Source organism: Thermoprotei archaeon (assembly GCA_038881895.1).
Taxonomy (GTDB): Archaea; Thermoproteota; Thermoprotei; order Gearchaeales; family WAQG01; genus JAVZOV01.
On record JAVZOV010000003.1, the window covers coordinates 146,647 to 171,838 of the forward strand.

A 25,192-nucleotide genomic window follows, 5' to 3' on the forward strand; every position below is an offset into this window, starting at 1 on the left:
ATTCACCCTAATGCCAATTTCAGCATACGTTCTCTAATTATAGGGGACAACTTTATAGAGTTATCTATTATAGTCTTTATATCCTCCAATGTAAAAGTTCCTTTACCGCCTTTTTGCATGGCGCAGATCATGTTATCACTGGTTATTGTCAATGTTAAACGTGCGTCAGATATTAGTTCTTCATCTAGCGATGGGTCGAGTAATATCTTATTGTTAAGTTTTGCGTACGTCATGAAGACTGGAGGACTCCTGAGTGGTAAAGGATATTTTTCATTTAAAAACTTTATGCCACCTGCTTCGACAGTAGTTTTTGGAATCTTTGTGTTCATTAGGGCTAGAACAGTTGCAATACCTGAGGCATCTATTAAGTTTCCATCATGGTTTAAAACATATATATCAACCCAAACAACCCATACTTTTTGTCCTGGTATGATGACAAGTTCTTCAAGTTTAATAAATTTTGATTCCCTGATTCCTCTGTCTACAATGCGCGCTAGTTCTATTGCATTCTCATCAGGTGGTCCTGGTTCAAAATCCGGTGATGCTACAGGTGGAAATTCGGAGTTCACCATTAGTACTCCTTTGTCGGGTTCGTCAGGAAATGGATTTCCTGGTTCCACTTTTACACCAACAGTTGCAATAGTATTTCCTAGGTGAACTTGTGCTGATCCGTTAGCGTTATTGATAATGCCAAGTTTTACTTCCATTTCTCTGAAATCTAGTAAACTACGCCCATCATCTCTTTTATTGGTTTCAAGTAGTTTAATTATGCTTTCTTTCTTTATGCTTGGAATAAATCTTTGACGAAGTGTTTCCATTTTACTCACCTTCAGCACCTTCATATTTTTTAAGAATTTCTTCTAATTCTTTCTTTAAGGCGTTCTTCTGTAATTCATATATTTGTATAATACCTTTTTCAGCTAAAAAGAGAGCTTCCATAAATTCTTCTTGTGTCATTAATCCGTCCATTTGTAATAGTGTGATCTTCTTTAATCTTGGCATCATAGCTATTGGTATATCAGCTTCACCGTTTTTATCTTCAGTGTCATCAATGTCTAATACTATTTTACCGTTTACTTTTCCTACTGAGACTGCTGTAACTAGGTCTCTCATGGGAATACCGGCGTCTGCTAAAGCTAATGCGGCTGCATTAATACTAGCTACTCTAGTGCTACCATAAGCATTCAATACTTCTATGTATACATCAATCGTAGTTCTTGGGAATTTTTCAAGGATCACTGCGGCACTTAACGCATCTCTAATAACTTTTGAAATTTCAATTTCTCTTCTGGATGGTGAGGGACTTTTTCTCTCTTCAGTAACAGAGAAGGGTGCCATATGATATCTGGCACGTAATATTGCTTCATTAGGGGATGCTGTGACCTTAGGGTATGTTTCTCTTGGACCATATACTGCAACGACGATTTTTGTTAGACCTTGTTCTATATAGGCTGAACCGTTTGCGTTCTTTAGTATTCCTACTTCAAACTTTATTGGTCTTAGTTCATCAAATCTTCTTCCATCGTGTCTTATAAATTCCTTATCAAGCATGTTTTTTCCACTCCTCAATCATTTTAGTAATGCGATCCGTGAGACCAGGAACATGAGCTTCGTTCTCAACTCTGTGCACAATTTCTGTGGCCATTTTTTCACGTTTAAAATCATCACCAATAATTAAAATCCTTCCATTTTGACCTACAACAATTTTCACATCTAACTCTTTTTTAATAAGATTAATAAGAGAACCTTTCTTACCTATAAGACGAGGAACTTTAGAGGGTGTGAGTTCAACTATGGTACCTCTCACAACTTTTCCACATTCAGGTTCTTTTAATGTAAGTTGTGGGCTTGATAAACGATCAAATTTCTGAACAACAGCTACTATGGCGTCTCCTATATTAAGAAATTTTCCTAGATCAGGACCTGGTTTTTCAAGGGGTTTTGCAAGAGCCCCAGCCGCCATTAATATTGCTTCGTAGGGGGAGTTGATGTCTACACTCCATGAAAGTAGATGATAGTTTGTAATTATACCAATTACTTTATCACCGACTTTGGGAATGTATATGCTTTTTAAAGGTATTACATCAATGTTTTTTTCTGTTATTTCAAGAAGGCCAATGATCGTTGAGTGGAACTTATTATCCTCATTTATTACATACTCTCCTGGATTATATTTTCCTTCGGCTATCATCATGCCAGGCACAACTATGGGTCTTTTGACTTGAACTGTCATTTCTATTCAACTCTTAAAATCTTAATTTCTCCTGAACCTTTTGTTAACTCATTGAATTTAGCGATAAAAGAGTCCTGCATTCCCGCAGGAATTTCTATCTCTCCAATCCATGAACCATCGTTTTGCCATGATGACTTTATTACTGTTCCAAGTTTGGAAAGTTGATTGTATGCTTTACTAGCATGTATTGCTGGTATTTTAATACCTAATAATGCTTTAGCTATTTTTATAGGAATGATGCTCTTTAAAGCCTTTAATACATCCATAGCTTGTTGTTCTGGGTCTTTAAAAGGATCTATGTGAAACCTAACTTCGTTTAATGCTATTTCGACTCTAGTTGGTGGAATGGGCGCGTTTGTGCGGGGGTCTATGCAATTTCTTGAAATAAAGCTAATAATTTGTTTCCGTTTCTCTTCTATTAGTTTATTTTTCTGTTCTGCTGTAAGAGGTACTTCTCCTCTTTTTAATATGATATCAGCAATAACCCTAGAATCTGTGGTGCCGAAAATTTTTTGTAGTGTAGAGGACGATGCTCTCTCACCTTTTTTTGCGTCTTTATAGATTGTCTCGGTTATGAGAACATTATCGAGACTGATAGGTTTACCTGATCTATAATCTATTGCTAAGTCTGGATTTACTAAAATTTCAAACCTTTCACCTTTTATATATAGTCTGGCAATCGATGGCTCATGCTTGGACATCAATGATCACTTGATTTTAGGATTTTATGCCTTTAAATTCTTCGATTATTTTAGATACTTCATCGTATGTAAATTTATGGAATAAACCTGTTTCAACGTCTATAGCAGCTATCTCTAGTTTTTGAGGAGTAAGTTCACCTTCTATAACTTTAGACATTGCCTTAAGTCCCAGTTTTAATCCTTCTTGTAAAGTTATTTGTGAATACCATTCTTTCTCTAATACTTCTAGAACTGTTTGGCTACCTGCGCCGAGTGCATGCGCGTAGTAACCTGCATAAGCACCTCCAGGATCAGTTGACATTAATACAGGTCTTTTTTCATCCACACTGCCTATTAAAAATGCAACACCGAATGGTCTAGCACCTGCGTGAAGTGTGTAGAACTGTTTGATGTTACTAATTCTCATGGTTAATTCTTCTATTGGTATTGGTTCATCATAAAGTATTCTATGAATTTGAGCTGCAGTTCTTGCCTCCTCCATTAAAACTCTTGCATCGGGCGCTAATCCTGCATAAGCAATTCCAATATTATCATCAATTTTCCAAATTTTTTCTATCGTACTCTCATCTATTAGTAAAGCAATTTTTCTTCTCTCAGCCATTAATAAGATACCATCTACGCATCTGATTCCTAATGTTGTGTAACCTCTTCTTACAGCTTCTATTGCATACTCAACCTGATATAATCTACCATCGGGCGAAAATATTGTGATCGCCCTATCATATCCCATACTCGGAGGCGAAAACACTTCTCCACCACCTACCTAACACAAAATATATGCGACACCTAATTATATTTTGCTTTTTTGCAAAAAATATAGCATGAAACTTGCTAATATCTATGATGATTTTTCAAAGAGAACTTATGCTAACTAAAAGAATTTCTCTAACATGATATGAACATCAAATTTCACTTTTTAATGAGGAGTAAAATTTTTAAACTAGTGTCCTGTACTCATAATAGCAGTGTCTAAAGAGACGCATGAGTTCGGAAAGTTCCATAAAGGGACGGAGAAGAGGTTATAAGGATGCGATCTACCAATATAAGATTACTTTATGCAGAAATTAGTACGTTCGCACATGCAACTGAAGATGAGAATAAGGTTAAGAGAGCGTTAATGAGTTTGATTCCTGAAAAATATTGGCAGATTGTTGAGGTTCAACGTGAGAAACTAAGTGGCCATTGGGGTAATGATATTATACATCTTTGGATTGAGTTAAAAGGTCAAAGCCAAGTGGCGGATTTAATTAAATGGTTAGTGTCTAAAATAAGTGACCTTGATAAAGCTCTCATAAGTTCTCAACTACAATTATTTTTAGATCAAGAATACCATATTCATATGCGTTTTAATAAACAAAAAGCTTACAAGTCAATTTTAGTGTTAGATGATGAAGGAGATGATATAATTCGAGTAAAAATTGGTGTTGCTGGGTTAAAAAAATTATCAGATGCTAGAAATGTTTATAAAGAATTGGAGCTAATTAGGTGAAATTCATGAGAATTTTCGTAGACTTTAATATAAGACCAACTGATTATTCTAAAGATTCTCTGCTAGCATTCATTGACATGGCATTGCATTTGAAATATAGAGTACTTGTAGTTGAGGCGCTTTCAAGTACAGAAGCTGAATTAATCAAAAGCCTTAATAATAAAAGAGTAAAATTATACGTGCGACATACGGTAACTGCGCACACATCTAATGAATTTAAAAGTATTTCACGTAAAATAAAATGGGCTGATTTAATAGTAGCTGAGTGTTCTTCTCAGGAGACTGCTAGGATAGCTACTAAAATAAGAAATGTTGATGCGATTTTAATACCGCTTGATAAAATATCAATAGTAAATGAAAGGCAAATCAACGCTATGAAAATGAAGGAAAGATCCTTGGAAATACGATTTGCCGATATCATTCATGCGCAAAAATTGCATAATATGATCGGATTAATGACAAAAAATTTAATAAATGTAGTGCCAAAAATTCCAGTTATTGTGAGTTCAGGAGCTAGAAATCCGTCTGAGATGCGTAGTCCAAAAGATATGGCCGCTATACTATCAGTAATTGGTATAGATCAAGATAGATCACTGGACACAGTTTCTAAAAATCCGTATTTACTTTTGAGGAGATTTTTATGAAAAAAAGATTTAGAGTAAGGTACATTGCAATCCATATCCATGAGAACATAAACAAGGATGCTTTCGAAACAATACTCATAGACACATTAAAACATCTGTATGGTGAAATAGGATTGGGAACTATTTGGTTAAAAATAATAGAATATTATGAAAAATTGAACATTGCAATAATAAGAGTAGACCATAAGCATGTAAATCATGTTAGATTGGCTATCTCATTATTCTCTTATCCAGAAAATAAAATTCAAGCACATGTGATAAAAGTTTCAGGAACAATTAAAACATTTCATAAATCGTTAAAACTGAAGTAAACGCATTTATTTTATCTGGAATTTGTCCTTTATGATGAAAATTATCTTAAATTTGTTATTATTTCTGTTAATTTAAATAATGAACTAAAAGCTTAAATTAGGGGATGAGTTAATAACTCAGGGATGATGTGGCCGTCCCAGGCTAAAGAATAAAGATGATTGCCTCGCGACGAACTGACCCTATATAATATAATTTTATAGTATAACTTATGGTATTGGCCTTACATGCGATTAGTGTTAAGGTTTATATTCTTCTAATCTGAATTATTATTAACTACGATGTCTCTATTGGTTGATGCGTATATAGCATATAAGGGATTCACATTTTTAACTTGGCTATGGATAATTATATTTACATTATTTACATTACTTTCTGTTAGAGTATTCATAAATATTATTGCTTCTTTACGATCTTCATCAAAAAATAGATCAGCGCATAATGATGATAGATATCTGCCGTATGTTTCTATTATTCTTCCTATATACAATGAATCTAACGTTATCGATAGATTGTTGAATGCTTGCACGTCCATAGATTATCCTAATTATGAGGTAGTGATAGCTGATGACTCTACAGATGAAGAGATTATAAAGAAAATAAAGCAATGGAAAAAACATACCAAAGTAAAGATTGTTCACCGTAATTCACGCAAAGGTTTTAAAGCAGGGGCGATTAATAATGCCCTTAAATATATTCATCCTTTGTCACAATATGTCTTGATATTTGATGCTGATTATGTGCCTCCATCCGATATAATTAAAAGAATGCTAGAACATTTTAACGATGAAAGTGTAGCAGCTGTCCAAGGTTATACAAAGCATATTCTTAATGAGGATAAGAATTTCATCACAAGAAGTGTTAGAATGATGTTCACGTACTATTGCATGATAGAAATACCTGGAAGAAAGAGAATTGGAGGTTTCGCGCCTTTAATGGGTAGTGTTCTTATGATCCGTCGTGAAATATTAGAAAGAGTTGGAGGTTTTAACGATAAATCATTAACAGAAGATTGGGACATTGCAAGTGTTATCAGAATGACGGGCCATAAAATAGTTTTTGATGAGAGTATACAAGTTCCTGCAGAGTGCCCTAACAGTTTCAAGAGTTTAATTCGTCAACAAATTAGGTGGGCTGAGGGCATAACACGTGATACAAAAAAACGATTAATATCAGTACTTAAAAATAAAAACATTAACATAATATCAAAAATCGACTTTATAATAAGCGGATTTTACGGTCTACAAGGTGTATTAGGTATTCTCTCGTATTTAATTAGTTTTGGGAAAACTTTCATGAATATAAGTATTCTTCTTAATCTTGGGCCTCTAGGGTATTATTTTCTTTATGTAGCTCCAAACATCTATCCATTATCATTAATAATAGGAACTATCGTAGGATTATATAAAGAGCATGAATTATCGAAAATTCCATGGATTTTAGATTTAATCGTTGTAATGGCAGCATTAACACCTTTTATGGCATATGGAACATTGCGAGGCTTACTATTAAACAGCGGATTATGGTTACGAACACCGAAAACAGGTGAGATCACTGAAGGAGATCTTGCAGGAGAAGAAGAGCCAAAAGAAAGAGAGCCAAAAGCGCCAATCTATGTAAGACCAATACTTCAATGGGTATTATCATATTAAATTTTTTAGACTATTTAGCTTAAAATGTTAAGGTGGCTTATATTAGACCACTCTTGAGTAAGTCATTGTATGCAGTTAAAGCAGCTTTGGCACCCTCTCCAGCTGCAACAACAATTTGTTGAAAACCTCCTGTTATATCTCCTGCTGCATAGACAAAAGGAACTGTGGTGCGTTGAAATCTATCTACCACTATGAAACCTTCTGGTGTTACTTCGCAACCTAGCTGCCGTGCAAGGTAGTTATCCGGTTCTTGACCGATTGATACAAATACACCATTTACTGGCATAACGGTGATTGTCCCATCTTTAACGTTCTCTAGAACAACACTCTCTACAACTCTAGAACCCTTGATCTCCTTCACTACAGTATTCCAAATAACTTTTATTCCTGATTTGAATAGTTTGTCCTGATATATTTTACTAGCTCTGAGCTGGTCACGTCTGTGTACTAATGTTACATTCACACCTACTTTATGAAGATATAATGCATCATCGACAGCTCCATCACCACCGCCTACGACTATAACGTTTTTGCCTATGAAGAATTGTGCATCGCAAACTGCACAATAAGATACACCCTTTCCTATGAATTTATTTTCACCAGGTACGTTTAGTTTTCTTCTTTTAGAACCTGTAGTAAGTATGACAGCTTTTGACAGATATTCGCCCTTATTAGTGATTATCCTGAAAAATTTATCATCCTTTTTTATCTCCTTTACTAATTCTGGAACACGTACTTTTACATATTCTTCTGCGTGTTCCCAAAAGAGTTTAGCAAGCTCTGGTCCTTCAATATATTTGAACCCTGGATAATCTTCTATTGGTGGTGAGATTGCAACAATACCTCCGACTGCACTGCCTTCAAATATTGTTGTTTTTAAACCAGCCCTAGCCGCATAAATGCCAGCTGTTAAACCGGCTGGTCCACCACCAACTATAATAACATCAAATGGTTCTGTAGGTTTTTCTTCGATCTTCTCTCCAAATGCTATAACTTCAAAACTAACTTTCTCTTTCTCACTCACAAAAATCACCTCTTTAACCATGGTTTTGCAGCTAATAAGCACATCGACGTGAAAATTGGATCAGGAAAACCTGTTAGTGGGTTTGATAGAACGCCATCTTCAATATACGCTACGATCTTCTTCCATCTAAGGAATGTTATTACTTGGTATTGAAGTGAACAATTATCAGTATTAATTATGATGATCTTGTGCTTTTGAGATTTTAAAGGTTGTGAGGAAAAAATTGTGGTGCTTCTTAGCCCTTCTAATGCCATTTCTACTAAGTCTTTTCCAGTGATTACGCTATCTTTAATTACTGCCCATAATTTGTTTCCGTCTCTGCTGAATAATAATCCTATGTCAGCTTCCCATGATTTTGTGACAGTCAAAATATCATTAGTCGCATCTTCTAATGTTCTATCGTCGCTAACATTGTTAGGTATGGCGTTAAGCGTGGTCAGTCGTGATCCGGTTAAACGTAAAATTTCAGGAGCAGTTTTAGAGAGACCACCACCATAAAGATCTATCACAATATTTGCTGTGAGATTTGATGATGTTAATAATTGTGAACTATTCACAAGCATATCTTCAACATAATAGAAATCGGCATCAAAGGATGACTGTTTACCGATCATGTTCCAGCTTACTAGTTCAGGTGTGCTCTCAGAGAGATCCTTCTCACATAATGGTATTCCAAAGCGATCAATAATTGTTATATTATTAGAGACCATGATTCCCCCATCCAAATTAAGTTTTTTAATAACATAAGAGATTAATGAAAGTGAACCTAATCCTAAATTAATTGTGGATATGCCGAAAGAATTTAATGCTGCTACTATTAAATTCGTTTTTAATAAGGCATGATTGCTTCCATCATATGCAATAACAATTTTTGAGTTTTTACCTACAAGTGAACTAAAGGACTCTATAATTAGATCCATGGTTTGCTCATTGGTGATGTTCATCGTGTTACCTCCTCAGATTATTTTCTTAAGTTCTTCGACTATTACTGAGGTTGCATCAACTTTAGTAATAGGGCTTGGAACAGTGTTTGATGATACGAGGTCTTTTAGTTGAAGGCTTTTGAGTTTATCTAATGCACCTTCTACCAATAATGCGTGCGTTGCCGCAACGTAAATATTTTTAACGTTAAGTTCTCTTAATAATTTTACTGCGGTGATTATTGTTCCACCGGTACTGATTATGTCATCTACAATCAGTACATCTTTGTTGCTGAACTCAATTGTTTTATCAGCTATAATACTTACTTCACGATCACCTAACCGTGTTTTTGAAAAACTAGTATATTTACCATTATATTTAATCGCAGCTGCTTTAGCAAATTCGATGGCTTCATCATCAGGGCCGATCACAATACCATTCTTAACCACATCTTTAAATAAATCCCCAAAGAGAGGCATTACAGTAACATTACTTACTGGTATTTTAAATATACTCTCTAACTCAGAGCCTCTGACCCTGTGTAAATGCATGTCAACAACGATCAACCGATCAGTACCGGAATTATGTATCATGTTTGCAACAATTTTAAGGCTTATCGCCTCACCTGGTTTGAAACGACGATCTTGCCGCGCATAAGAAAGATATGGAATTATGCCAATAACTCTGCGGGCTCCAAGGTCTTTGGCTGTACTTGCAGCAAAGATGTATTCTATAAGTTTGTTGTTCGGTTGATTGTATAGTGATTGAACAATTAGGACGTCTTCTTCAGTGAGATTATTTACAGGTAATCTAAGGTATAATTCTCCGTCAGGAAAGAACTTTGTTTCTGCCTTAATGCCATTGATATTGAGTAGGTCAGCAATTTTTTGGTAAAGATGTTCTCCACCACTTAATCCTATGACGATTGTCATAATATAGCCTCCATAACCAAATTATATGAAATAAAAAATAATATAAAACTGTGTCTACTAAAATTATTTGATAGACAATGGGTATTTATAGTAATGTTATGTTCGATAGGTGCATACCCATATGTCCTCATTTTAAATGCGCAAAGAAAGCTTTAATAATAAAGAGACCTGAACAACTTTTTAATGGTATTAAGTATGTTGAGACTCAAAGGAAAATGTATGGACAGCCTATAGGTAACATTGTTTACTTCTGTACATGGGTTAATGATGTATGCATCGGATATAAATGTAATTATGCAATATGTGAGAAAAGGGCTTTCACACCGAATGGATTGTGCGGATTAGGGCAACGACCTGTAACAAGATTTCAGGATATAGAACAGATTGCCAGACAGCAGGATAAGGAGATTTCCAGAGCTGCATCACTACTTAAGAAAAAAGGCTTAAAATACGAAGAATGAACGATTAACGCAGTGATCTCAGGAATCTGATCTTTCCTATTGAATCTAATATACCATAGATGAGAGATAACGGATGATCTTTACTTGATGAAAATCCCACCACACTAATGGTACCATCATCATAAATATGAACGTAATGATCGAGATCAAACCTAACTTCTACATCTTTCTTAATAAGAATTACTTTAAAAGGAATTTTATTATTTATAAGCGTATTACAAATATCCTTGATAGCTGGTATTATTTTAGGATTTATCCTACTTTTACTTTTTTTAAATCCTTTCAACTCTTCTTTATTTACAGAAGTTTTTGATATACCTTTATAACTTTGTATGATCGGGTTACCGTTAAAATACGATACTTCGAAACTTTTTCCTTCTGAAATTAATTCATCAATGCTATTCATAATATGGCAACCTCCTTTGCTCTCAAAAGGCTAAACTTTTCATAGTATCTCAAGGTTAACGCCTCTTTAATGGACACTACTATCACGGAATATAAGGTACTAGCTTAAAAACTTTACACTGTTTTATTAAAGGCTGAAACCTAAGTGGTGTTTGTTATCCATGTTATTAATATGAGGTTAAAAAAATGATAGTTAATTTTATCTTTTTTGATTGTCTTCGTTCTTGTTGGGTTGAACATTTATTGTGTCTTCTACTCCTTGTTCAGTTATTATAAAGCTGGCTGATGAGAGCGGGTGTTTTGGTGAATCTATTATGTGTGCGATTCTTACGTTATTACGTTGTTTTTCTAGCATAATCCTTATTGATGATATGTGAGCTATCACGTTACCACCTGCTGGATGTTTACTTTGTATGAACGTGTCTGGTGAAGATACTATTTGATTAGTAATTATGACTGGTATCATAAAGATTTCTGCTAACCGCATTAGATCATGCATATGTGAGTTTAGTTTTTGTTGTCTCAATGCCAGTGTTTCTCTTCCTGTATATTCACTTCTAAAATGATTTATTATTGAATCTACAATAATAAGTTTTATGTTATATTCTTTAACTTTTGATCGTGCCTCTTGAACAATGTAGATTTGATGTTCGGTGTTAAATGCTTTAGCAACAATTATTTTTTCTAACACTTTATCAGGGTCGAGGTTGAACCTTCTAGCAATATTTTCGACCCTTAAATAACTAAACGTATTTTCGGTATCTATATAAAGGGCTGATCCGTCTAAGCCTCCTTTTCCAATAGGAAATTGGACTGTGACTGCTAATTGATGACATAGTTGAGTTTTTCCAGAACCATATTCGCCAGCGAGTTCGATTATTGTTCCTCCCTCAATGCCGCCAAGGAGTATATTATCAAGGCTCGTGACACCAGTTGTCAGTAATGGTTTTTTCTTTTCTATAGCTTTTATTTCGTTAGCTGTTATAAAGAATCTCTCTATTAATTTTCTTGCATTTAAAGAGATTTGTAATGCTCTGCTTTCGGGTATCTCAGCTATTTCAGCTATTAATCTTGGAGGCATGAAAGCAAGTTCTTTCACAGTAGTTATACCTGCTGCTGATAATTTTTTCAATGTGATAGGCCCAATGCCTTCAACTTCATCTAATGCAGGTTCCTTATCCACTTTTACTCACCTCGTTTTCTAAGGCCTCTAGTAGTCCTCTTATTGAAGATATTAGGGAAATCATCCTCACTTTACTAGATTGATACTCCTTTTCGTAAATAGAAAATATCGTATTAATACTGGCTATTAATTCAGAAAATTCTTCTAATGTATATGTTGTTCGCAACAGTTCTATTTTTGAGTTATGCTTGTTGTGAGCATATATTATTTTTGTAAAGATAGGTTTATTGTTTTTCATGATGATGTATATTTCTTCAAAGAGCATACCATAGGAATTTATTCCCAAGTAGTAACGTATCCTATTTGATCCTAACCATTCGATATGGTTCAATTAACTTCATCCCTTTTGAGTTTATATTCGTTTAGAATAACAGAACCCTGGTTAGTAATATGCAATAGTTTTCTGCCGGAAATTAATAATTCTTTAAGAAGATTGTGCATTATTGCATTATCGATCAGTTCTTCACATTCTTCGGCACTCATGTTGTATTTTTTCAATATGTTGATTGCTTCGGATCTTGTGAGTAGCATAAGTGATGCATGATCTAATAAGTCTGATATCATAGCGCTTTTGTCTTTAAATAACGTTTCTAGGATTGTGGGGAGAAAAATCTTATTAACATTTGTTTGTGCTATAAATTCATAACCGAGCATCTTCATTAGTTCTGAAAGTTCCTCATCATCTATCTCAGTTAATATCCATGGATCTAAATCTATGGTTATAATTATTGGCTCAGATAAATCATCGGATATTAGGACCCAATCATTTTTCTTTGCAGGAAAGTGTTCTTTATAAATGTTATTACGTGTTTGTAGTAATGTTTGCTTAGCTATAAGTAATGTTGATAAACGTGTGATTAGAGATGGATTAATATCTGTCATTGATGGTGATGATAGACCTATTATTATGTTCTTTCTTGAGAGCTTGTCCAGTATATCAAAAATAGGTTGAAAATTGTTTGTGCGAAGTTTCTGTGAGTTTTCATGAACGAATAATTGGTTTGCTGAATCCATAAAAAATATGTGATCATTTATGTCGAGAATATCTAATTTGAGTATTATAATGAAAGATGCTAAATTTTTAGCTTCTGTACTACTTAATTGTGAAAGATCAAAGATCACTGGTTTTGAAGAGTATTCTATGTTGTTAAATGAGTATTTACATTCATTATTAAAAGCTAATAAACCATTACCAAGGTATAACGGATATAGAAGTCTAATAAGAGACGCTATCTTAGATAATTCATAAGATCCTGCCAATGATTGCCTTGTTTTTAGCTCATTTATTAAGAGAGATAGTGATTGATTGTGTTTATTAGAAGAGAGTTTAAGCAAAATTTCTATTAGAATTCCAGTCTGTTCATTATCAAGACCTAACGCGCGTTGAATTATTTCTGCAAGCATAACGACGTATTCTTCATAATCTATTCTCTCACAATGTAAGATATTCAGTGAAAAATTACTACTGACTCTAAGAAATACTGCACCATCAGATTTTACTAGGTTTTTATAGTTACCATATCGATCAATCACAATGTACAATAAATCATCTCGCTCATGCATATCATGTAATATTTTCATGGCTACTCTGTAACTATGAAGACCAAAGATTCCGAATGCACCTTTTATGTCGTAATCAGCAAAATTATGAAATTTGACATTAATTTTATAGTTCATCATGATCACCCAGACTTATAAGCGGCGAGTCAAGGATTTTTACAGTATTTGTTTCACTGATTGGTAAGATTAGTTCTAATGTATTTTTAAGAATGCTCGAAGTCTCAATTATCAAATCATTTACTGTCTCTTGAGTAATTCTTAATACATTCTTGCTAGACTCTGCAACAATCTTTATTTCCATATTGCGAGTTATCATCACACTAATAGGATAACCATTAAATGATTTCTCGATTATCCAATTTAATACATCATTTACTTTTTTCTCGCCAAGTAATTTACTATTAATTTTAACACCCATTATACATTTTACTGATATTCCCTTATGAAGAATAAACAGTGATGCGTCACTGATTTTAAACACTTCTATACCATCTACATCACCTAGGAAAACAAGTTTTCTAGGTTTTCGTCCAAAAGTATGCTTGATAATATCTTTAATTTCAACCTTTCTCTTCTTTTGGTTTTTATTGTATTTCTTTAGAAGCAAGTAAATCATTGCGAACGTTGATAGTATTAAAAATATTTGAGGAAATATTATTAACAGAGCGATCGATCCCACTCCTAACATTAGTAATTTTGTAAGTCTCATGATTTCTCGCAATCTACTAAATAAAAAAACTACTTGAAAAATATCCGCCAACCAGTAAGGAGTCTCATGAATAGCTCTTTAAATCTCATTCAGATGAGAATCTCATAAAGATCATCTCCCAGCAAGTGGATTAATCTTCCTGACATTTCGTATGCTAAATAATAAATAATTGTTAATCTATAGTGTTTATTGTGTCTGATGCTCAAAAATTATTAGAAGTATTAGGTGAAGAGAGTAGATACAAAATTATAAAACTATTATTAACATCAGTCGAAGGACTAACAGTGGCCGATATTGCTAATAGACTTAATAAGGATAAGAGAACAATTGATAAACATCTTAAGCTACTTTTAGATACAGGTCTTGTAGAAAGAACCTTAAAAATTAGCGACACATACGTGTATAGGGCTACTCAAAAAGCCGCAATGCTAATTGAGCTAGCTGAAGAATTAGCCAGAACACAACCCACAGCATCGAGTATGAATAAGAGCTTTAAGGAACAATCTTTACCAATAATTAAAAAACAATCGCGTATGATCAGTATCGTTATGCCAATAATACCAAGCTTAATATTTCTTTTAATAGGAATACTCATAGGATACGGTAGTATTTTTGGTCTTGTACCACAAGGATATGAGGGGGTTAAACTTTTAGGTATGTTATTTTTTATCCTGTTGTCAGTGATAACGTATATAATAATGAGGAGATGGACTGCGTGAGGAGCGAAAATCGATCATATCTACAAATAAACAAAAATACCATAATAAAAAATCTCATCATTCTTGTGATTGTATTAATAATAGCTTTCAGTTTTAAAGAAATACTAGGATTTATACTGCATACAAGCGTGCCTATAGCAGTTGTTGAAAGCGGAAGTATGAGCCCAACATTAGAAAAGGGTGATCTCATAATATCAGTTGGTGTTAACACATCTAATTTAAAAGTAGGAGATATAATACTTTTTAAAAGTCCATTAAATCCTAATATTATAATTGTCCATAGAATTATAGAAATAGACAACACCGGTAACACAATATTAATCAAAACAAAAGGTGATAATAATCCTATAGCAGACCCATGGATAGTTAATGGAAATCAAGTATTAGGTAAGGTGATACTTAGAATACCTTATTTAGGATGGCCTTCCATAATTTCAAATAAAATCTCATGGTTTTTACCACTCATATTATTAGCTATCGTATTAGCGATAATATTTTGGCCAGAAAATCGCAAAGACTAATAACCAAATATAGTTTTATAATATAACTTTCTAAGATAAGATTTGGAGTATTAAGTTTTTCATTTCAATAGGGATTAAGATACTTAAGATTTTAGATTAAAGTATTATTGTTTTTAAGTAAAGGTTTATATGTAAAGGTATATAAATATTTTATTTAGGTGCAAAGGATGTTTAGATTAAATTTGCCGGAAAGAAAAAAAGGTTATCATTATAAAATAGAAAATGTGGTAGCGTCTGTGTCATTAAATCAAATAATAGATTTAAATGCTGTTGCAAAATCAATGAGTGATGAAGTTGATTATAAACCTGAACAATTTCCAGGATTAGTGTTTAGATTAAAAAGGCCGAGGACTGCTACATTGATTTTTAGTTCTGGAAAAATGGTATGTACTGGTGCAAAATCTGAAAAAGAGGTATATAGGGCAGTTGAGATTATAATAAAAAAACTTAAATCAAAAGGTGTTCAATTGCTTTCTGAACCACGAATACAAATACAAAATGTTGTGGCTTCTGCGAGTCTTAATGCCGAAGTAAATTTAGAAAAGGCAGCATTCTTACTGGAGAATTCTATGTATGAACCTGAACAATTTCCAGGACTCATTTATAGAATGGATTCACCAAGAGTTGTTCTCCTAATCTTTAGCTCCGGGAATATGGTATGTACAGGCGCAAAACATGAAGAAGATGTAAAAATAGCTGTAGAAAGAGTCTATAATCAACTTAAAGAGCTAGGAGTATTGTTAGAGACATAAAAATGCTTCTATTTTTAGATGATTTCTTTTTTAGATCATTATAGCAATAGATAAAACCCATATTATTACTGCAAACACTAGTATTAATAATTCTATACCATGTGGCTTACTCACATCATTTAGTGCACCAGGATTTTCCATTATAAAAAGTGCAATGATTGCCATTCCCCAATATCCAATTATTAGTAATAAGAAAATGAAAACTAACGAAACAATTCTGAACGAGCGCCTAGTGAGGAATGCTCTGAAAACATGCCCACCATCAAGTTGTCCTATGGGAGTAAGGTTTAGAGCTGTTATTAAAAGGCCGATATAACCTGCAAAAGCGACTGGATGCAATACTATGATGTAGTTCTGTGGTACTGAGCCGAATATTAGATAACCTAGAGCGTATAGAAGGAGTGATGAAGGAAGAAAGACTCCTTGAACTTGTTGTGAAGGTGCAAGCTGTGACCACGAAAGACCTATATATGCTATTATTGTTGAGAGGATGAAACTGACTAATGGTCCACTAAAACCAACTATTAAAAGTGATTTCGAATCAATAATCGGCTCACGTAATCTTATAACAGCTCCAAAAGTTCCTCCAATTTGAGGCAAACCAGGTATGAATATCGGTGTCGAAACTTTAACACCCATAGCTCTTCCAGCTATAAAATGTCCCATCTCATGAAGCCCAATTATGAGTATCATAGCAAAGGTATAAAGAAGCGCTGTTGATCTTTCATACTTACTTAACAATAATCCCGCATAAAATATTGTTGATAGTGTAGCTCCTAGTGAGATTAATGTTATAATTAAATCACGTTTCCATAAACTACTGCTTGGCCATACATATGGAGCGATATCTATTCTTAAACTTTTAGCATCACTTTTAAGAATAGCTATATAATTAATTTTTCTTAATGCCTCAACTAATTCTTTAAATTGTTTGTCAAGATTAGGTGTTGGTGATATGCTAAAACGTAATACATTATTCTCTACATATACAGACTCCACGTTGAAGCGATTTTTCACCTCATTGACTATATTTTCACTCACACCTTCCACGAAGCTGGCCCCAAATAAATTTATAACTATCTTATTAATAACGTTGTTTAAAAGTGACCTAATTTGATTAGGATCGGGGATTACATTGTAAGGAATGCAACGCCCGATGATATAATGTCAGTAATAAACATCAACTTAAGGACATTACCAGAAAATTACACAACAGAATTTTTCTATATCCATTTAAGGGATTATCCGGATCTCTTTTATGTCGCTGAACTTAATGGCTCCATAGTAGGTTATATAATGTGCAGATTAGAATACGGCATATCAGATTTTTCTAAGCGTATACCTAAACCAGCTAGAAAAGGTCATGTAATATCTATAGCAGTACTGCCAGAACACAGACGTAAAGGATTAGGACGGATGTTGATGAAAATGTCAATAGAAAGTATGAAAAAAAGAGGAACAGATGAGGTTTATTTAGAGGTAAGAGTCACAAATGAACCAGCGATAACACTCTATAAATCGTTAGGATTCGTAATAGTTCGCCGAATACATGGTTATTATTCTGATGGTGAAGACGCTTATGTTATGTCACTCAACCTAAAAAATTTATTATCATAAAGACACTTTTATTTTTTATTTTTAACACAATTTTAATGCCGTTGTCAGCAGTTTCGGAATAGATAGGTTTAAATAGAGGTTGATTACTTTATTCTTAACGATGTCTGGAGATTACGAAGAACTGCTTAGACCAAAGGATGCTGCAAAGATATTCAACATCTCAGTTAAAACGCTCTGGAAGTGGCAAAGGAAAGGCATTATTAGAGCAGTTAAACTCCCAACTGGCAAGCTCCGCTACCCGAGGAGCGAAGTTGAAAGATTATGGAAGCAATTAAGAGCTACAGGGTCCCAGTAGAAGCTCCGAAGGATTTAATCGAAGAATACTTCAAAGTTAAGCAGAAGGCTTTAGATGCGATATTCTCACACGTTAAAATTTCTAAGAAGGCTCACCTTAACTTGAAAGCTGAGGATAGGAGAGAGCTTAGAGATGAGTTGCTGAAAGACTGGAGGTTTTCAAAGCATTATGTTGATTCAGCAATGAACTCCGTCATAGGGCTTGTTAAGGGCTGGATAACGCTCTACAATAGGGGGAAAGCTGAAGGTAAGCCTGAGATAACTAAAAAAACCGTTTACATTAAGAGCACGCTCTTCAGCTTCAGAAACGGCATACTGAGGATAAGCATTGAACCGAACAAGCGGTATCTTGAGGTCGACTTAAGAAAGTGTTCGTGGATCCCAAAAGACTTTGATAAAGTCGGTGGGCTACTTATGACTGAAAGTGAACTGGTAATCGTGATTAAAAAGGAAGTGGAGCTAAAAGCGGAAGGTTGGGCTTCCTTCGATGTGAACTTAACGAACATAACAGCATTCATAGACGGGAAGATAGAGCGCTATGACTTAAGAGAGCTCTACCACATTCACAGAGTTTATGAGGTTAAAAGACAGAGGATACAAAAACTCATGAAGTTTAAGCCGAAGACCTCTAAAAAACTCCTCAAAAAGTACTCTAAACGTGAGAAGAATAGAGCTAAAGACTTCATGCACAAGTTAACCACACAGGTTGCGGGGGAGCTCAAGGAGAAGAACTGCGGAGCAATACTTGAAAACCTGAAAGGTATAAAGGGGCGAATCCTCAACGGCTCAAGAAAAAATAACAGAAAGCTCTCAAAGTGGAATGCGAGGATGTTCCAGTTCATGCTCGAATACAAGCTGAAGTGGCTTGATTTACCAACAAAATACGTTAACCCAGCTAACTCATCTAAAACCTGCCCAGTCTGCTCAGGAAGCATGGCTTCCTATCTGGGCAGGATAATGAGGTGCAAAGAATGCGGGCTAACAATGGATAGAGATATCATAGCGGTGTTGAACCTTCAGATGCGGGGAATTGGGTTCACCCAAAGAGCCCTCAACGAATTAATCGAGAGGGAAGGGTTAAGTAAGAATGAAAATAACAATTCACTATGCATTCCTACTTAACTCAGAACCCTAAGACGTTTTATATAGATGGGAGCCTAGAAAGCCTAGAGATTTAACTTTGGAATGTGCAAAAGTTTAAGCATAATGTTAATTCATTAAATTTGTTCCAGTAAACATAGGTCCATAGGGTAATGAGCTCTATGAGATAGTGGAGCTGCGAGCACCTCAAACCAAGTGACCGGAAGCGTAAAACCTTATCCTAAACGCTGGAAACCCCTCTTCAGCCGTGGAGCAGCTCATCCCTTTATCTGAGCGCTATTGATAGCATTAATTTTTCGGATTAATATTACTGATATAAGTATAATCAATAAAGGTATTATGAATACAAAAAATACAAATGCTTTATCCAGAGAGTTATAAAATGCTTGGGTGAGAAGAACGATTCCTGCAGCTAATGCTGAAATGATTAATACATAAAGTACTGCTTTTGTGTCAATGTCTTGTTGCATATTTTTAAAAAGGGATAAACGTTATATATTCCTTTGTGTTTTACAAATTTAGGTTCTAGAGGTGATGAAAACATGGCAGAATCTGCGTCTGTATCTGGTATTCCTGTGTTAATTTTGAAAGAGGGAACGAAACGAACGATTGGTAGAGAAGCGCATGATGTAAATATAGCAGCAGCAAAAGCGTTAGCAGAGGCACTAAAAACATCATTAGGACCAAGAGGTATGGATAAAATGCTCGTAGATAGTCTTGGTGATATAACAATAACTGGAGATGGAGCAACAATACTAAAGGAGATGGAAGTACAGCATCCAGCAGCAAAAATGTTAGTAGAGGTTGCTAAAGCACAAGACAGTGAAGTTGGAGATGGAACAACAACGGTTGTAATATTAGCAGGTGAGTTATTGAAAAAAGCTGAAGAACTATTGGCACAAAATATTCATCCAACGCTTATAATTGATGGTTATAGGAAAACAATGGAATATATTCTCTCAGAATTAGATAGAATAGCCATAAAAGTAAATCCAGAAGATGTTGAGATGTTGAAAAAAACCGCCATCACATCAATCTACAGTAAGTCTTTAGGTGAATACAGAGAAAAAGTAGCTGAAATTGCTGCCAAGGCTATATTAAAGGTAGCTGAAAAGGAAGTCAATGAAAAAGGAAGTGTAAAATACAAAGTCGATCTAGATAATATAAAAATCGAGAAAAGAAAAGGTAAATCTATAGAAGAGACGGAGTTAATAGATGGCATAGTATTAGATAAAGAAGTAGTTCATCCAGGAATGCCAAAACTCATCAGAAATGCAAAAATTGCAGTGATTAACGCTCCATTAGAGATAGAGAAGCCAGAGATGAGCGCTAAAATCAATATCACCAGCCCAGAACAGATGAAAGCGTTCCTAGATGAGGAAACAAAAGTACTACAAAAAATGGTTGAAAAAATAGCCGCCAGCGGCGCTAATGTATTAATTTGTCAAAAAGGAATAGATGATGTGGCACAATACTTGCTAAAGAAGAAGGGCATAATGGCTGTGCGGAGGGTTAAAGAATCAGACATGGAGAAAGTTGCAAAGGCGACTGGTGCTAGAATAGTTACCAATATAGATGACCTTTCACCAAAAGACCTAGGAGAAGCCGGATTAATAGAAGAAAGAATAGTTGCGGAAGAGAAAATGCTCTTCATTGAACAATGCAAGAACCCCAAAGCTGTAACAATATTAGTGAGGGGTGCATCGGAACTAATACTCGATGAGGCGGAAAGATCAATACATGACGCTTTATCAGTATGCAGAAATGTACTACAAACAGGAAAACTTGTTGCTGGTGGTGGTGCAGCAGAAATAGAGCTTGCGATACGTGCACGTGATTTCGCCAATAAATTAAGTGGAAAAGAACAACTTGCTGCTCAGAAATTTGCAGAAGCATTAGAGATCATACCAATAATATTAGCTGAAACATCAGGACTTGAACCAATAGATGCATTAGTAGAGTTAAGAGCACTACACGCAAAGGGCGAGACAGTATATGGTGTCGATGCACTGAAAGGTAAGATAGATGATATGGTGAAATTAAACATTTTGGACCCAATGAACGTTAAAGCGCAAGCAATCAAAGCAGCGACAGAGGTGGCAATAATGATACTAAGAATTGATGACATAATCGCTGCATCACCAAAGAAAGAAGAGAAGAAGGAAGGAGAAGCAGGTAAAGGCATGGGCGAATACGGCGGACTCTATTGAGGGTCATGAAATAATGAGCACTGCACAAACATCAGAGACCGCGCTTAAGGAAAAGAAAACAGGCTCACGTAAGAAAGAGAAAGAAGTGAAAGAGAGAATAATTGGGCCTCCTCGCCTTACACGTTTTGAAAAAGCACGAATATTAGGAGCTCGTGCAACACAATTAGCAATGGGCGCACCTCCATTAGTGGAGGTGCCTCCTAATGTAAAAAATCCCTTGGATATCGCAAAATTAGAGCTCGAAAAGGGTGTTCTTCCTCTAGTGATAAAACGTAAATTGCCAAATGGAAAATCAATGTACATCCAAGCAAGTGAACTATTAAAATTAAAAGAGATTTGGAGACCACTGGCCTATAAAATAATAAAAAGTGAAAAATCCAAAAGTTAAATAATCATACTTTATCATTTTTTATATAAAGTTAGCCAGAAAACTCACGCGTTTTAACCGTGGGATGAATGGCGTAAAATTTAATAAGTCCCTCAAAGTAATCGATTTTGAACGTTCCGTGCAGAAGGACGTTCGGTTGACGGTTGTAGGGAAGGTTTTCAACATAGCCCATAGGGTAATGGGCTCTATGGGATAGCGGAGCTGTGAGCCCCGCAAACCAGCAGATGTGACTGGAAGCGTAAAGCTCCAGGCAAACGCTGGAAGCTCCCGGCTTTAGCCGTGGAGAAGCTCACTTACTTAAAATTTTATTTATTTATCAAGTCATTAGATAGAAAGATTTTTACTTTACTATAGACAGTATAATTAAGGTGATCTCCTTGGAGGATATTACGAAATATGTTGTTGAATACGCATTACGACAGAATATAACATTCGTTGAAGTACGTTTTGAGAATAATGTAGAGAATAGCATACTTTTAAAGAATGGGACTGTTGATGGTATAGCATTAACTTCTACTAAAGGAATTGGTGTGAGAGTGTTAGTTGATGGTGCATTAGGTTTCTCGTCAACAAACATGCTTGATAAAGAAAATATTAGGAGAACTATTAGAAATGCTATAAAGCTTGCCAAAGCATCAGCTATGATAAGAAAGCAATCCATAAAATTTTCTGAAGAAAAGACTGTCAAAACGGCTTGGAGTGCCCCATGGGGTATCAATTTTACGAATATAGGTATTGAAGAAAAGATTAATCTTTTGCAAGAAATTGATAAAACAATAATCTCCAAAGAGGGTGATGTGAAATTCCCAACACGATTCATCTCGTACTCTGATAGGATAACTACAAAATATTATGTTAATTCAGAAGGGACAGAAATTCGATCAGAAGTACCAAGAATTGGAATGTTTTATGTGGTATCTGCATTCGAACCTTCAAAGGGAATTGTTCAACGGGCGAATCAATTAGGTGGTTCAGGAGGATGGGAACTAGTAAAAAATTGGAATTTAATAAAGAAAATCGAAGAAGAATCATTAATATTAAAACGTGTTCTTTTAGAGAGCAAACCGCTGAGAATGCAACGTATGGATGTGATATTAGGCAGCGAAGTGGTAGGATTAATATGCCATGAATCTTCTGGTCATCCAAGTGAAGCAGATAGAATACTTGGAAGAGAGGGAGCTCAAGCTGGTGAATCTTACATATCGTTAGATAAGATTGGGACTCGAATAGGTAGCGAACATGTTACGATCATTGAAGACCCTACATTACCCGGATCCTATGGATTTTATTTATATGATGATGAAGGAGTGCAAGCAAGGAGACGTTATTTAGTTAAGGAGGGAATAATAAATGAACTACTCACAAATAGAGAGACTGCCGCAATACTTGGAACCAAAAGTAATGGTTCTGCTAGGGCAATGGATTACAATTATGAACCAATAATAAGAATGAGCAATACATTCTTTCAACCAGGCGACTATAGTTTTGAAGAACTAGTAGAAGATGTGAAATTTGGTGTTTATGTGAAAAACTTTATGGAATGGAATATAGATGATAGAAGATGGAATCAAAGATACGTAGGTCTTGAGTCATATATCATAGAAAACGGTGAGATCAATGGATTAGCAAAAAATCCTGTAATTGAAGTAACAACACAAGGTATGTTCAGCAGTGTAGATGCTGTAGGAAAAGAATTAAATTTTGATGCAGCAACCTGTGGAAAAGGTGATCCAATGCAAGGTGTTCCAGTCTGGACAGGAGGACCAGATATAAGAGTAAGAGATTTGCTAGTTGGGGTGAGAGAATGAGCTTAAGAGAAATACCCAAGAAATTTACACAAATTCTTAGAAAGAATGGTGCTGAAGATGTAGTGTCGTTGTTACTTGTTGAAGATGTGAGAACCATTAGATATGCAAACAATCAACCAACAACAATCTACAATATTAACAGGTCAGAGTTAGATGTATATGTAGGATTTTCTAAAAGAGTATTCGTTGGTGGACTAGAGGATCTTTCAGATCAGGCATTAGAGAATTTTGCTGAAAGAATTATGACTTCCATAAAGTATTCAAAGCAGTCAGAAGAATATGCACCATTACCAAGTGGAACATTTAAATACAGACCAAAGCCAAGACCTGATAAAAGGTTACTTAATCTAGACGATAAAGAGTTGGTAGGATTTGTGGAGAGAGTAATAAATACCAGTTTAGAGTATGGGGCGAAAAGGAATGCAGGGATTTTAAACTTAAAACGTTTTAAGATTTTCCTAAACACGAGTACTGGTATAGAGACCTTTGATGATATATGGAGGATAGAATTAAGTAATAGAGCATTTGCAGATTCTGATGTTACTGGACACTGGGTGTCATGTGCATCATCGATAGATAACTTTAATCCTGAAGAGGTAGGTAAAATTTCTGCAGAGTTGGCTAAGATGTCGATGAATGCGAGAAGCATAGAACCAGGTAAATACGATACTCTCTTTGGTCCTATGATATTTGCAAACTTAGTATCAGATTATGGATCGGCTGCTTCAGCTTTTGCTGTGGATTCTGGTTTTTCATTCTTTGCAAACAAAATAGGTCAAAAAGTTGCATCAGATATATTCACACTCATTGATGATGGAACTCTAGAATCTCCTGTCATCACACGAAGATTTGACGATGAAGGGTTACCTACGAGAAAAAATGTGATAGTGGAGGATGGTGTCTTAAAAACTTATTTGCACAACACTAAAACCGGAATGAAATATAAAACTAATTCTACAAGCAACGCAGGATGGATTTCACCACACGCGTGGAGTTTTATAGTTAAACCTGGGGACCTTAGAGAGGAGGAGGCCATCAAAGAAATGAAGAAAGGGGTCTATGTAACCAATAGTTGGTACCATAGATACCAAAACTATATTCAAGGGGATTTCTCAGCCATACTAAGGGATGCCGCATTCTATGTAGAAAATGGTGAAATCAAATATCCCATAAGAGGATTAAGATTAAGTGATAATATGCTCAGAATTTTTAGTAATATACAGGCATTAGGTAACAAACAACACACAATATTATGGTGGGAAGTGCAAACACCAACTTTAGTACCAGTAGCGATAGTAAAAGATGTAAATTACACTAAATCAGTTAAGTGAATCTCATAAACAATTTTTTTAGTTTATGCTCATTCTTAGTAGTTAACATGTAGAGAGTGATATTGATGAGAAAAAAAATGTATGACCTTTCAAAATTAGAAAGTATTGGTGCCCTAATTGCAATGTTCCAACGGAAACTTCACTGTGCAGCAAATATCGCAGAATATCAATTAATTCGGAGGACGCGCCCAGAATTATGGAATAAATGGTCACAAATTCTAAAGATAT

Annotated in this window: 30 protein-coding genes; 15 read left to right on the forward strand and 15 right to left on the reverse strand. The window is 35.0% G+C overall.

Annotated elements, in window-relative coordinates; translation table 11 throughout:
* Positions 1 to 2: 2 nt before the first annotated feature.
* From rrp42 to psmA, 5 genes are read right to left on the reverse strand one after another with little or no spacing between them, the layout of a single operon-like run.
* Positions 3 to 818, reverse strand: coding sequence for an exosome complex protein Rrp42 (gene rrp42, locus QW128_06130; GenBank protein MEM3833154.1), 816 nt, complete (start codon positions 816 to 818; stop codon positions 3 to 5).
* A gap of 1 nt (position 819) precedes the next feature.
* The gene (gene rrp41, locus QW128_06135) at positions 820 to 1,551 is read right to left on the reverse strand and encodes an exosome complex exonuclease Rrp41 (protein ID MEM3833155.1); all 732 of its coding nucleotides are present in this window, start codon (positions 1,549 to 1,551) and stop codon (positions 820 to 822) included.
* On the reverse strand, positions 1,544 to 2,233 hold the full coding sequence (rrp4, locus tag QW128_06140) for an exosome complex RNA-binding protein Rrp4 (protein ID MEM3833156.1): 690 nt from the start codon (positions 2,231 to 2,233) through the stop codon (positions 1,544 to 1,546). Before rrp4 ends, rrp41 begins: the two co-directional genes overlap by 8 nt.
* A 2-nt stretch (positions 2,234 to 2,235) precedes the next feature.
* Positions 2,236 to 2,934 (reverse strand): ribosome assembly factor SBDS, encoded by a 699-nt coding sequence (locus QW128_06145; GenBank protein MEM3833157.1) that lies wholly within the window; start codon positions 2,932 to 2,934, stop codon positions 2,236 to 2,238.
* 16 nt (positions 2,935 to 2,950) lie between these two features.
* A complete protein-coding gene (psmA, locus tag QW128_06150) occupies positions 2,951 to 3,682 on the reverse strand; it encodes an archaeal proteasome endopeptidase complex subunit alpha (GenBank protein MEM3833158.1) in 732 nt (243 codons plus the stop codon).
* A 279-nt stretch (positions 3,683 to 3,961) separates the two neighbouring features.
* Here psmA and QW128_06155 point away from each other — a divergent pair, with 279 nt between their 5' ends.
* The 4 genes from QW128_06155 to QW128_06170 all read left to right on the forward strand — a co-directional run bounded on the left by QW128_06155 (position 3,962) and on the right by QW128_06170 (position 7,028).
* Positions 3,962 to 4,423 carry an RNA-binding domain-containing protein gene (locus tag QW128_06155; protein MEM3833159.1) on the forward strand — a complete coding sequence of 154 codons (462 nt, stop codon included), beginning with the start codon at positions 3,962 to 3,964 and terminating at the stop codon, positions 4,421 to 4,423.
* A gap of 5 nt (positions 4,424 to 4,428) precedes the next feature.
* The gene (locus tag QW128_06160; protein ID MEM3833160.1) at positions 4,429 to 5,067 is read left to right on the forward strand and encodes an RNase P subunit p30 family protein; all 639 of its coding nucleotides are present in this window, start codon (positions 4,429 to 4,431) and stop codon (positions 5,065 to 5,067) included.
* A complete protein-coding gene (locus QW128_06165; GenBank protein MEM3833161.1) occupies positions 5,064 to 5,378 on the forward strand; it encodes an Rpp14/Pop5 family protein in 315 nt (104 codons plus the stop codon). The genes QW128_06160 and QW128_06165 overlap by 4 nt, the downstream gene beginning before the upstream one ends.
* Positions 5,379 to 5,657: 279 nt before the next feature.
* Entirely contained in the window at positions 5,658 to 7,028 is a 1,371-nt protein-coding gene (locus QW128_06170; protein MEM3833162.1) for a glycosyltransferase, read from the forward strand.
* A 37-nt stretch (positions 7,029 to 7,065) separates the two neighbouring features.
* Here the strand turns inward: QW128_06170 and trxB are convergent, their stop codons facing one another.
* The 3 genes from trxB to prs are packed head-to-tail and all read right to left on the reverse strand — an operon-like array spanning position 7,066 to position 9,905.
* The gene (gene trxB / locus QW128_06175) at positions 7,066 to 8,052 is read right to left on the reverse strand and encodes a thioredoxin-disulfide reductase (GenBank protein MEM3833163.1); all 987 of its coding nucleotides are present in this window, start codon (positions 8,050 to 8,052) and stop codon (positions 7,066 to 7,068) included.
* A 5-nt stretch (positions 8,053 to 8,057) separates the two neighbouring features.
* Entirely contained in the window at positions 8,058 to 8,996 is a 939-nt protein-coding gene (locus tag QW128_06180) for a hypothetical protein (protein ID MEM3833164.1), read from the reverse strand.
* Positions 8,997 to 9,008: 12 nt separating this feature from the next.
* Positions 9,009 to 9,905, reverse strand: coding sequence for a ribose-phosphate diphosphokinase (gene prs / locus QW128_06185; GenBank protein MEM3833165.1), 897 nt, complete (start codon positions 9,903 to 9,905; stop codon positions 9,009 to 9,011).
* A gap of 98 nt (positions 9,906 to 10,003) precedes the next feature.
* Here prs and QW128_06190 point away from each other — a divergent pair, with 98 nt between their 5' ends.
* Positions 10,004 to 10,366: a hypothetical protein gene (locus QW128_06190; GenBank protein MEM3833166.1), complete on the forward strand. Its 363-nt coding sequence runs from the start codon at positions 10,004 to 10,006 to the stop codon at positions 10,364 to 10,366.
* A gap of 4 nt (positions 10,367 to 10,370) precedes the next feature.
* Here QW128_06190 and QW128_06195 read toward each other — a convergent pair whose 3' ends face one another.
* From QW128_06195 to QW128_06215, 5 genes are all read right to left on the reverse strand, one after another.
* A complete protein-coding gene (locus QW128_06195; GenBank protein MEM3833167.1) occupies positions 10,371 to 10,772 on the reverse strand; it encodes a hypothetical protein in 402 nt (133 codons plus the stop codon).
* A gap of 198 nt (positions 10,773 to 10,970) precedes the next feature.
* On the reverse strand, positions 10,971 to 11,954 hold the full coding sequence (radA, locus tag QW128_06200; protein ID MEM3833168.1) for a DNA repair and recombination protein RadA: 984 nt from the start codon (positions 11,952 to 11,954) through the stop codon (positions 10,971 to 10,973).
* Entirely contained in the window at positions 11,947 to 12,285 is a 339-nt protein-coding gene (locus QW128_06205; GenBank protein ID MEM3833169.1) for a hypothetical protein, read from the reverse strand. The genes radA and QW128_06205 overlap by 8 nt, the downstream gene beginning before the upstream one ends.
* A complete protein-coding gene (locus tag QW128_06210) occupies positions 12,282 to 13,631 on the reverse strand; it encodes a hypothetical protein (GenBank protein ID MEM3833170.1) in 1,350 nt (449 codons plus the stop codon). Before QW128_06210 ends, QW128_06205 begins: the two co-directional genes overlap by 4 nt.
* Entirely contained in the window at positions 13,621 to 14,223 is a 603-nt protein-coding gene (locus tag QW128_06215; GenBank protein MEM3833171.1) for a hypothetical protein, read from the reverse strand. The genes QW128_06210 and QW128_06215 overlap by 11 nt, the downstream gene beginning before the upstream one ends.
* Before the next feature lie 191 nt (positions 14,224 to 14,414).
* On the opposite strand from QW128_06215, the gene QW128_06220 reads away from it, so the two are divergent.
* The 3 genes from QW128_06220 to QW128_06230 all read left to right on the forward strand — a co-directional run bounded on the left by QW128_06220 (position 14,415) and on the right by QW128_06230 (position 16,215).
* Positions 14,415 to 14,942: a winged helix-turn-helix domain-containing protein gene (locus QW128_06220; protein ID MEM3833172.1), complete on the forward strand. Its 528-nt coding sequence runs from the start codon at positions 14,415 to 14,417 to the stop codon at positions 14,940 to 14,942.
* Positions 14,930 to 15,463: a signal peptidase I gene (locus QW128_06225; protein ID MEM3833173.1), complete on the forward strand. Its 534-nt coding sequence runs from the start codon at positions 14,930 to 14,932 to the stop codon at positions 15,461 to 15,463. The genes QW128_06220 and QW128_06225 overlap by 13 nt, the downstream gene beginning before the upstream one ends.
* A gap of 167 nt (positions 15,464 to 15,630) precedes the next feature.
* Positions 15,631 to 16,215: a TATA-box-binding protein gene (locus tag QW128_06230; GenBank protein ID MEM3833174.1), complete on the forward strand. Its 585-nt coding sequence runs from the start codon at positions 15,631 to 15,633 to the stop codon at positions 16,213 to 16,215.
* A 30-nt stretch (positions 16,216 to 16,245) separates the two neighbouring features.
* Here QW128_06230 and QW128_06235 read toward each other — a convergent pair whose 3' ends face one another.
* Positions 16,246 to 17,256, reverse strand: a complete 1,011-nt coding sequence (locus tag QW128_06235) for a site-2 protease family protein (protein MEM3833175.1) — start codon at positions 17,254 to 17,256, stop codon at positions 16,246 to 16,248.
* Positions 17,257 to 17,328: 72 nt separating this feature from the next.
* Between QW128_06235 and rimI the strand changes: the two genes are divergently transcribed.
* The 3 genes from rimI to QW128_06250 all read left to right on the forward strand — a co-directional run bounded on the left by rimI (position 17,329) and on the right by QW128_06250 (position 19,248).
* Positions 17,329 to 17,832, forward strand: a complete 504-nt coding sequence (rimI, locus tag QW128_06240) for a ribosomal protein S18-alanine N-acetyltransferase (GenBank protein MEM3833176.1) — start codon at positions 17,329 to 17,331, stop codon at positions 17,830 to 17,832.
* A gap of 100 nt (positions 17,833 to 17,932) precedes the next feature.
* Positions 17,933 to 18,127 (forward strand): helix-turn-helix domain-containing protein, encoded by a 195-nt coding sequence (locus tag QW128_06245; GenBank protein ID MEM3833177.1) that lies wholly within the window; start codon positions 17,933 to 17,935, stop codon positions 18,125 to 18,127.
* Positions 18,094 to 19,248, forward strand: a complete 1,155-nt coding sequence (locus tag QW128_06250; protein MEM3833178.1) for a transposase — start codon at positions 18,094 to 18,096, stop codon at positions 19,246 to 19,248. The genes QW128_06245 and QW128_06250 overlap by 34 nt, the downstream gene beginning before the upstream one ends.
* 236 nt (positions 19,249 to 19,484) lie before the next feature.
* On the opposite strand, the gene QW128_06255 is transcribed toward QW128_06250, so the two are convergent.
* On the reverse strand, positions 19,485 to 19,697 hold the full coding sequence (locus QW128_06255; protein MEM3833179.1) for a hypothetical protein: 213 nt from the start codon (positions 19,695 to 19,697) through the stop codon (positions 19,485 to 19,487).
* Between the two features lie 72 nt (positions 19,698 to 19,769).
* On the opposite strand from QW128_06255, the gene thsA reads away from it, so the two are divergent.
* From thsA to QW128_06275, 4 genes are all read left to right on the forward strand, one after another.
* Positions 19,770 to 21,437: a thermosome subunit alpha gene (thsA, locus tag QW128_06260; protein ID MEM3833180.1), complete on the forward strand. Its 1,668-nt coding sequence runs from the start codon at positions 19,770 to 19,772 to the stop codon at positions 21,435 to 21,437.
* A 13-nt stretch (positions 21,438 to 21,450) separates the two neighbouring features.
* Positions 21,451 to 21,825, forward strand: coding sequence for a DNA-directed RNA polymerase subunit K (locus QW128_06265; protein MEM3833181.1), 375 nt, complete (start codon positions 21,451 to 21,453; stop codon positions 21,823 to 21,825).
* 368 nt (positions 21,826 to 22,193) lie between these two features.
* A complete protein-coding gene (locus QW128_06270; protein ID MEM3833182.1) occupies positions 22,194 to 23,633 on the forward strand; it encodes a TldD/PmbA family protein in 1,440 nt (479 codons plus the stop codon).
* Positions 23,630 to 24,964, forward strand: coding sequence for a TldD/PmbA family protein (locus QW128_06275; protein MEM3833183.1), 1,335 nt, complete (start codon positions 23,630 to 23,632; stop codon positions 24,962 to 24,964). Before QW128_06270 ends, QW128_06275 begins: the two co-directional genes overlap by 4 nt.
* The last annotated feature ends 228 nt before the right edge of the window (positions 24,965 to 25,192 follow it).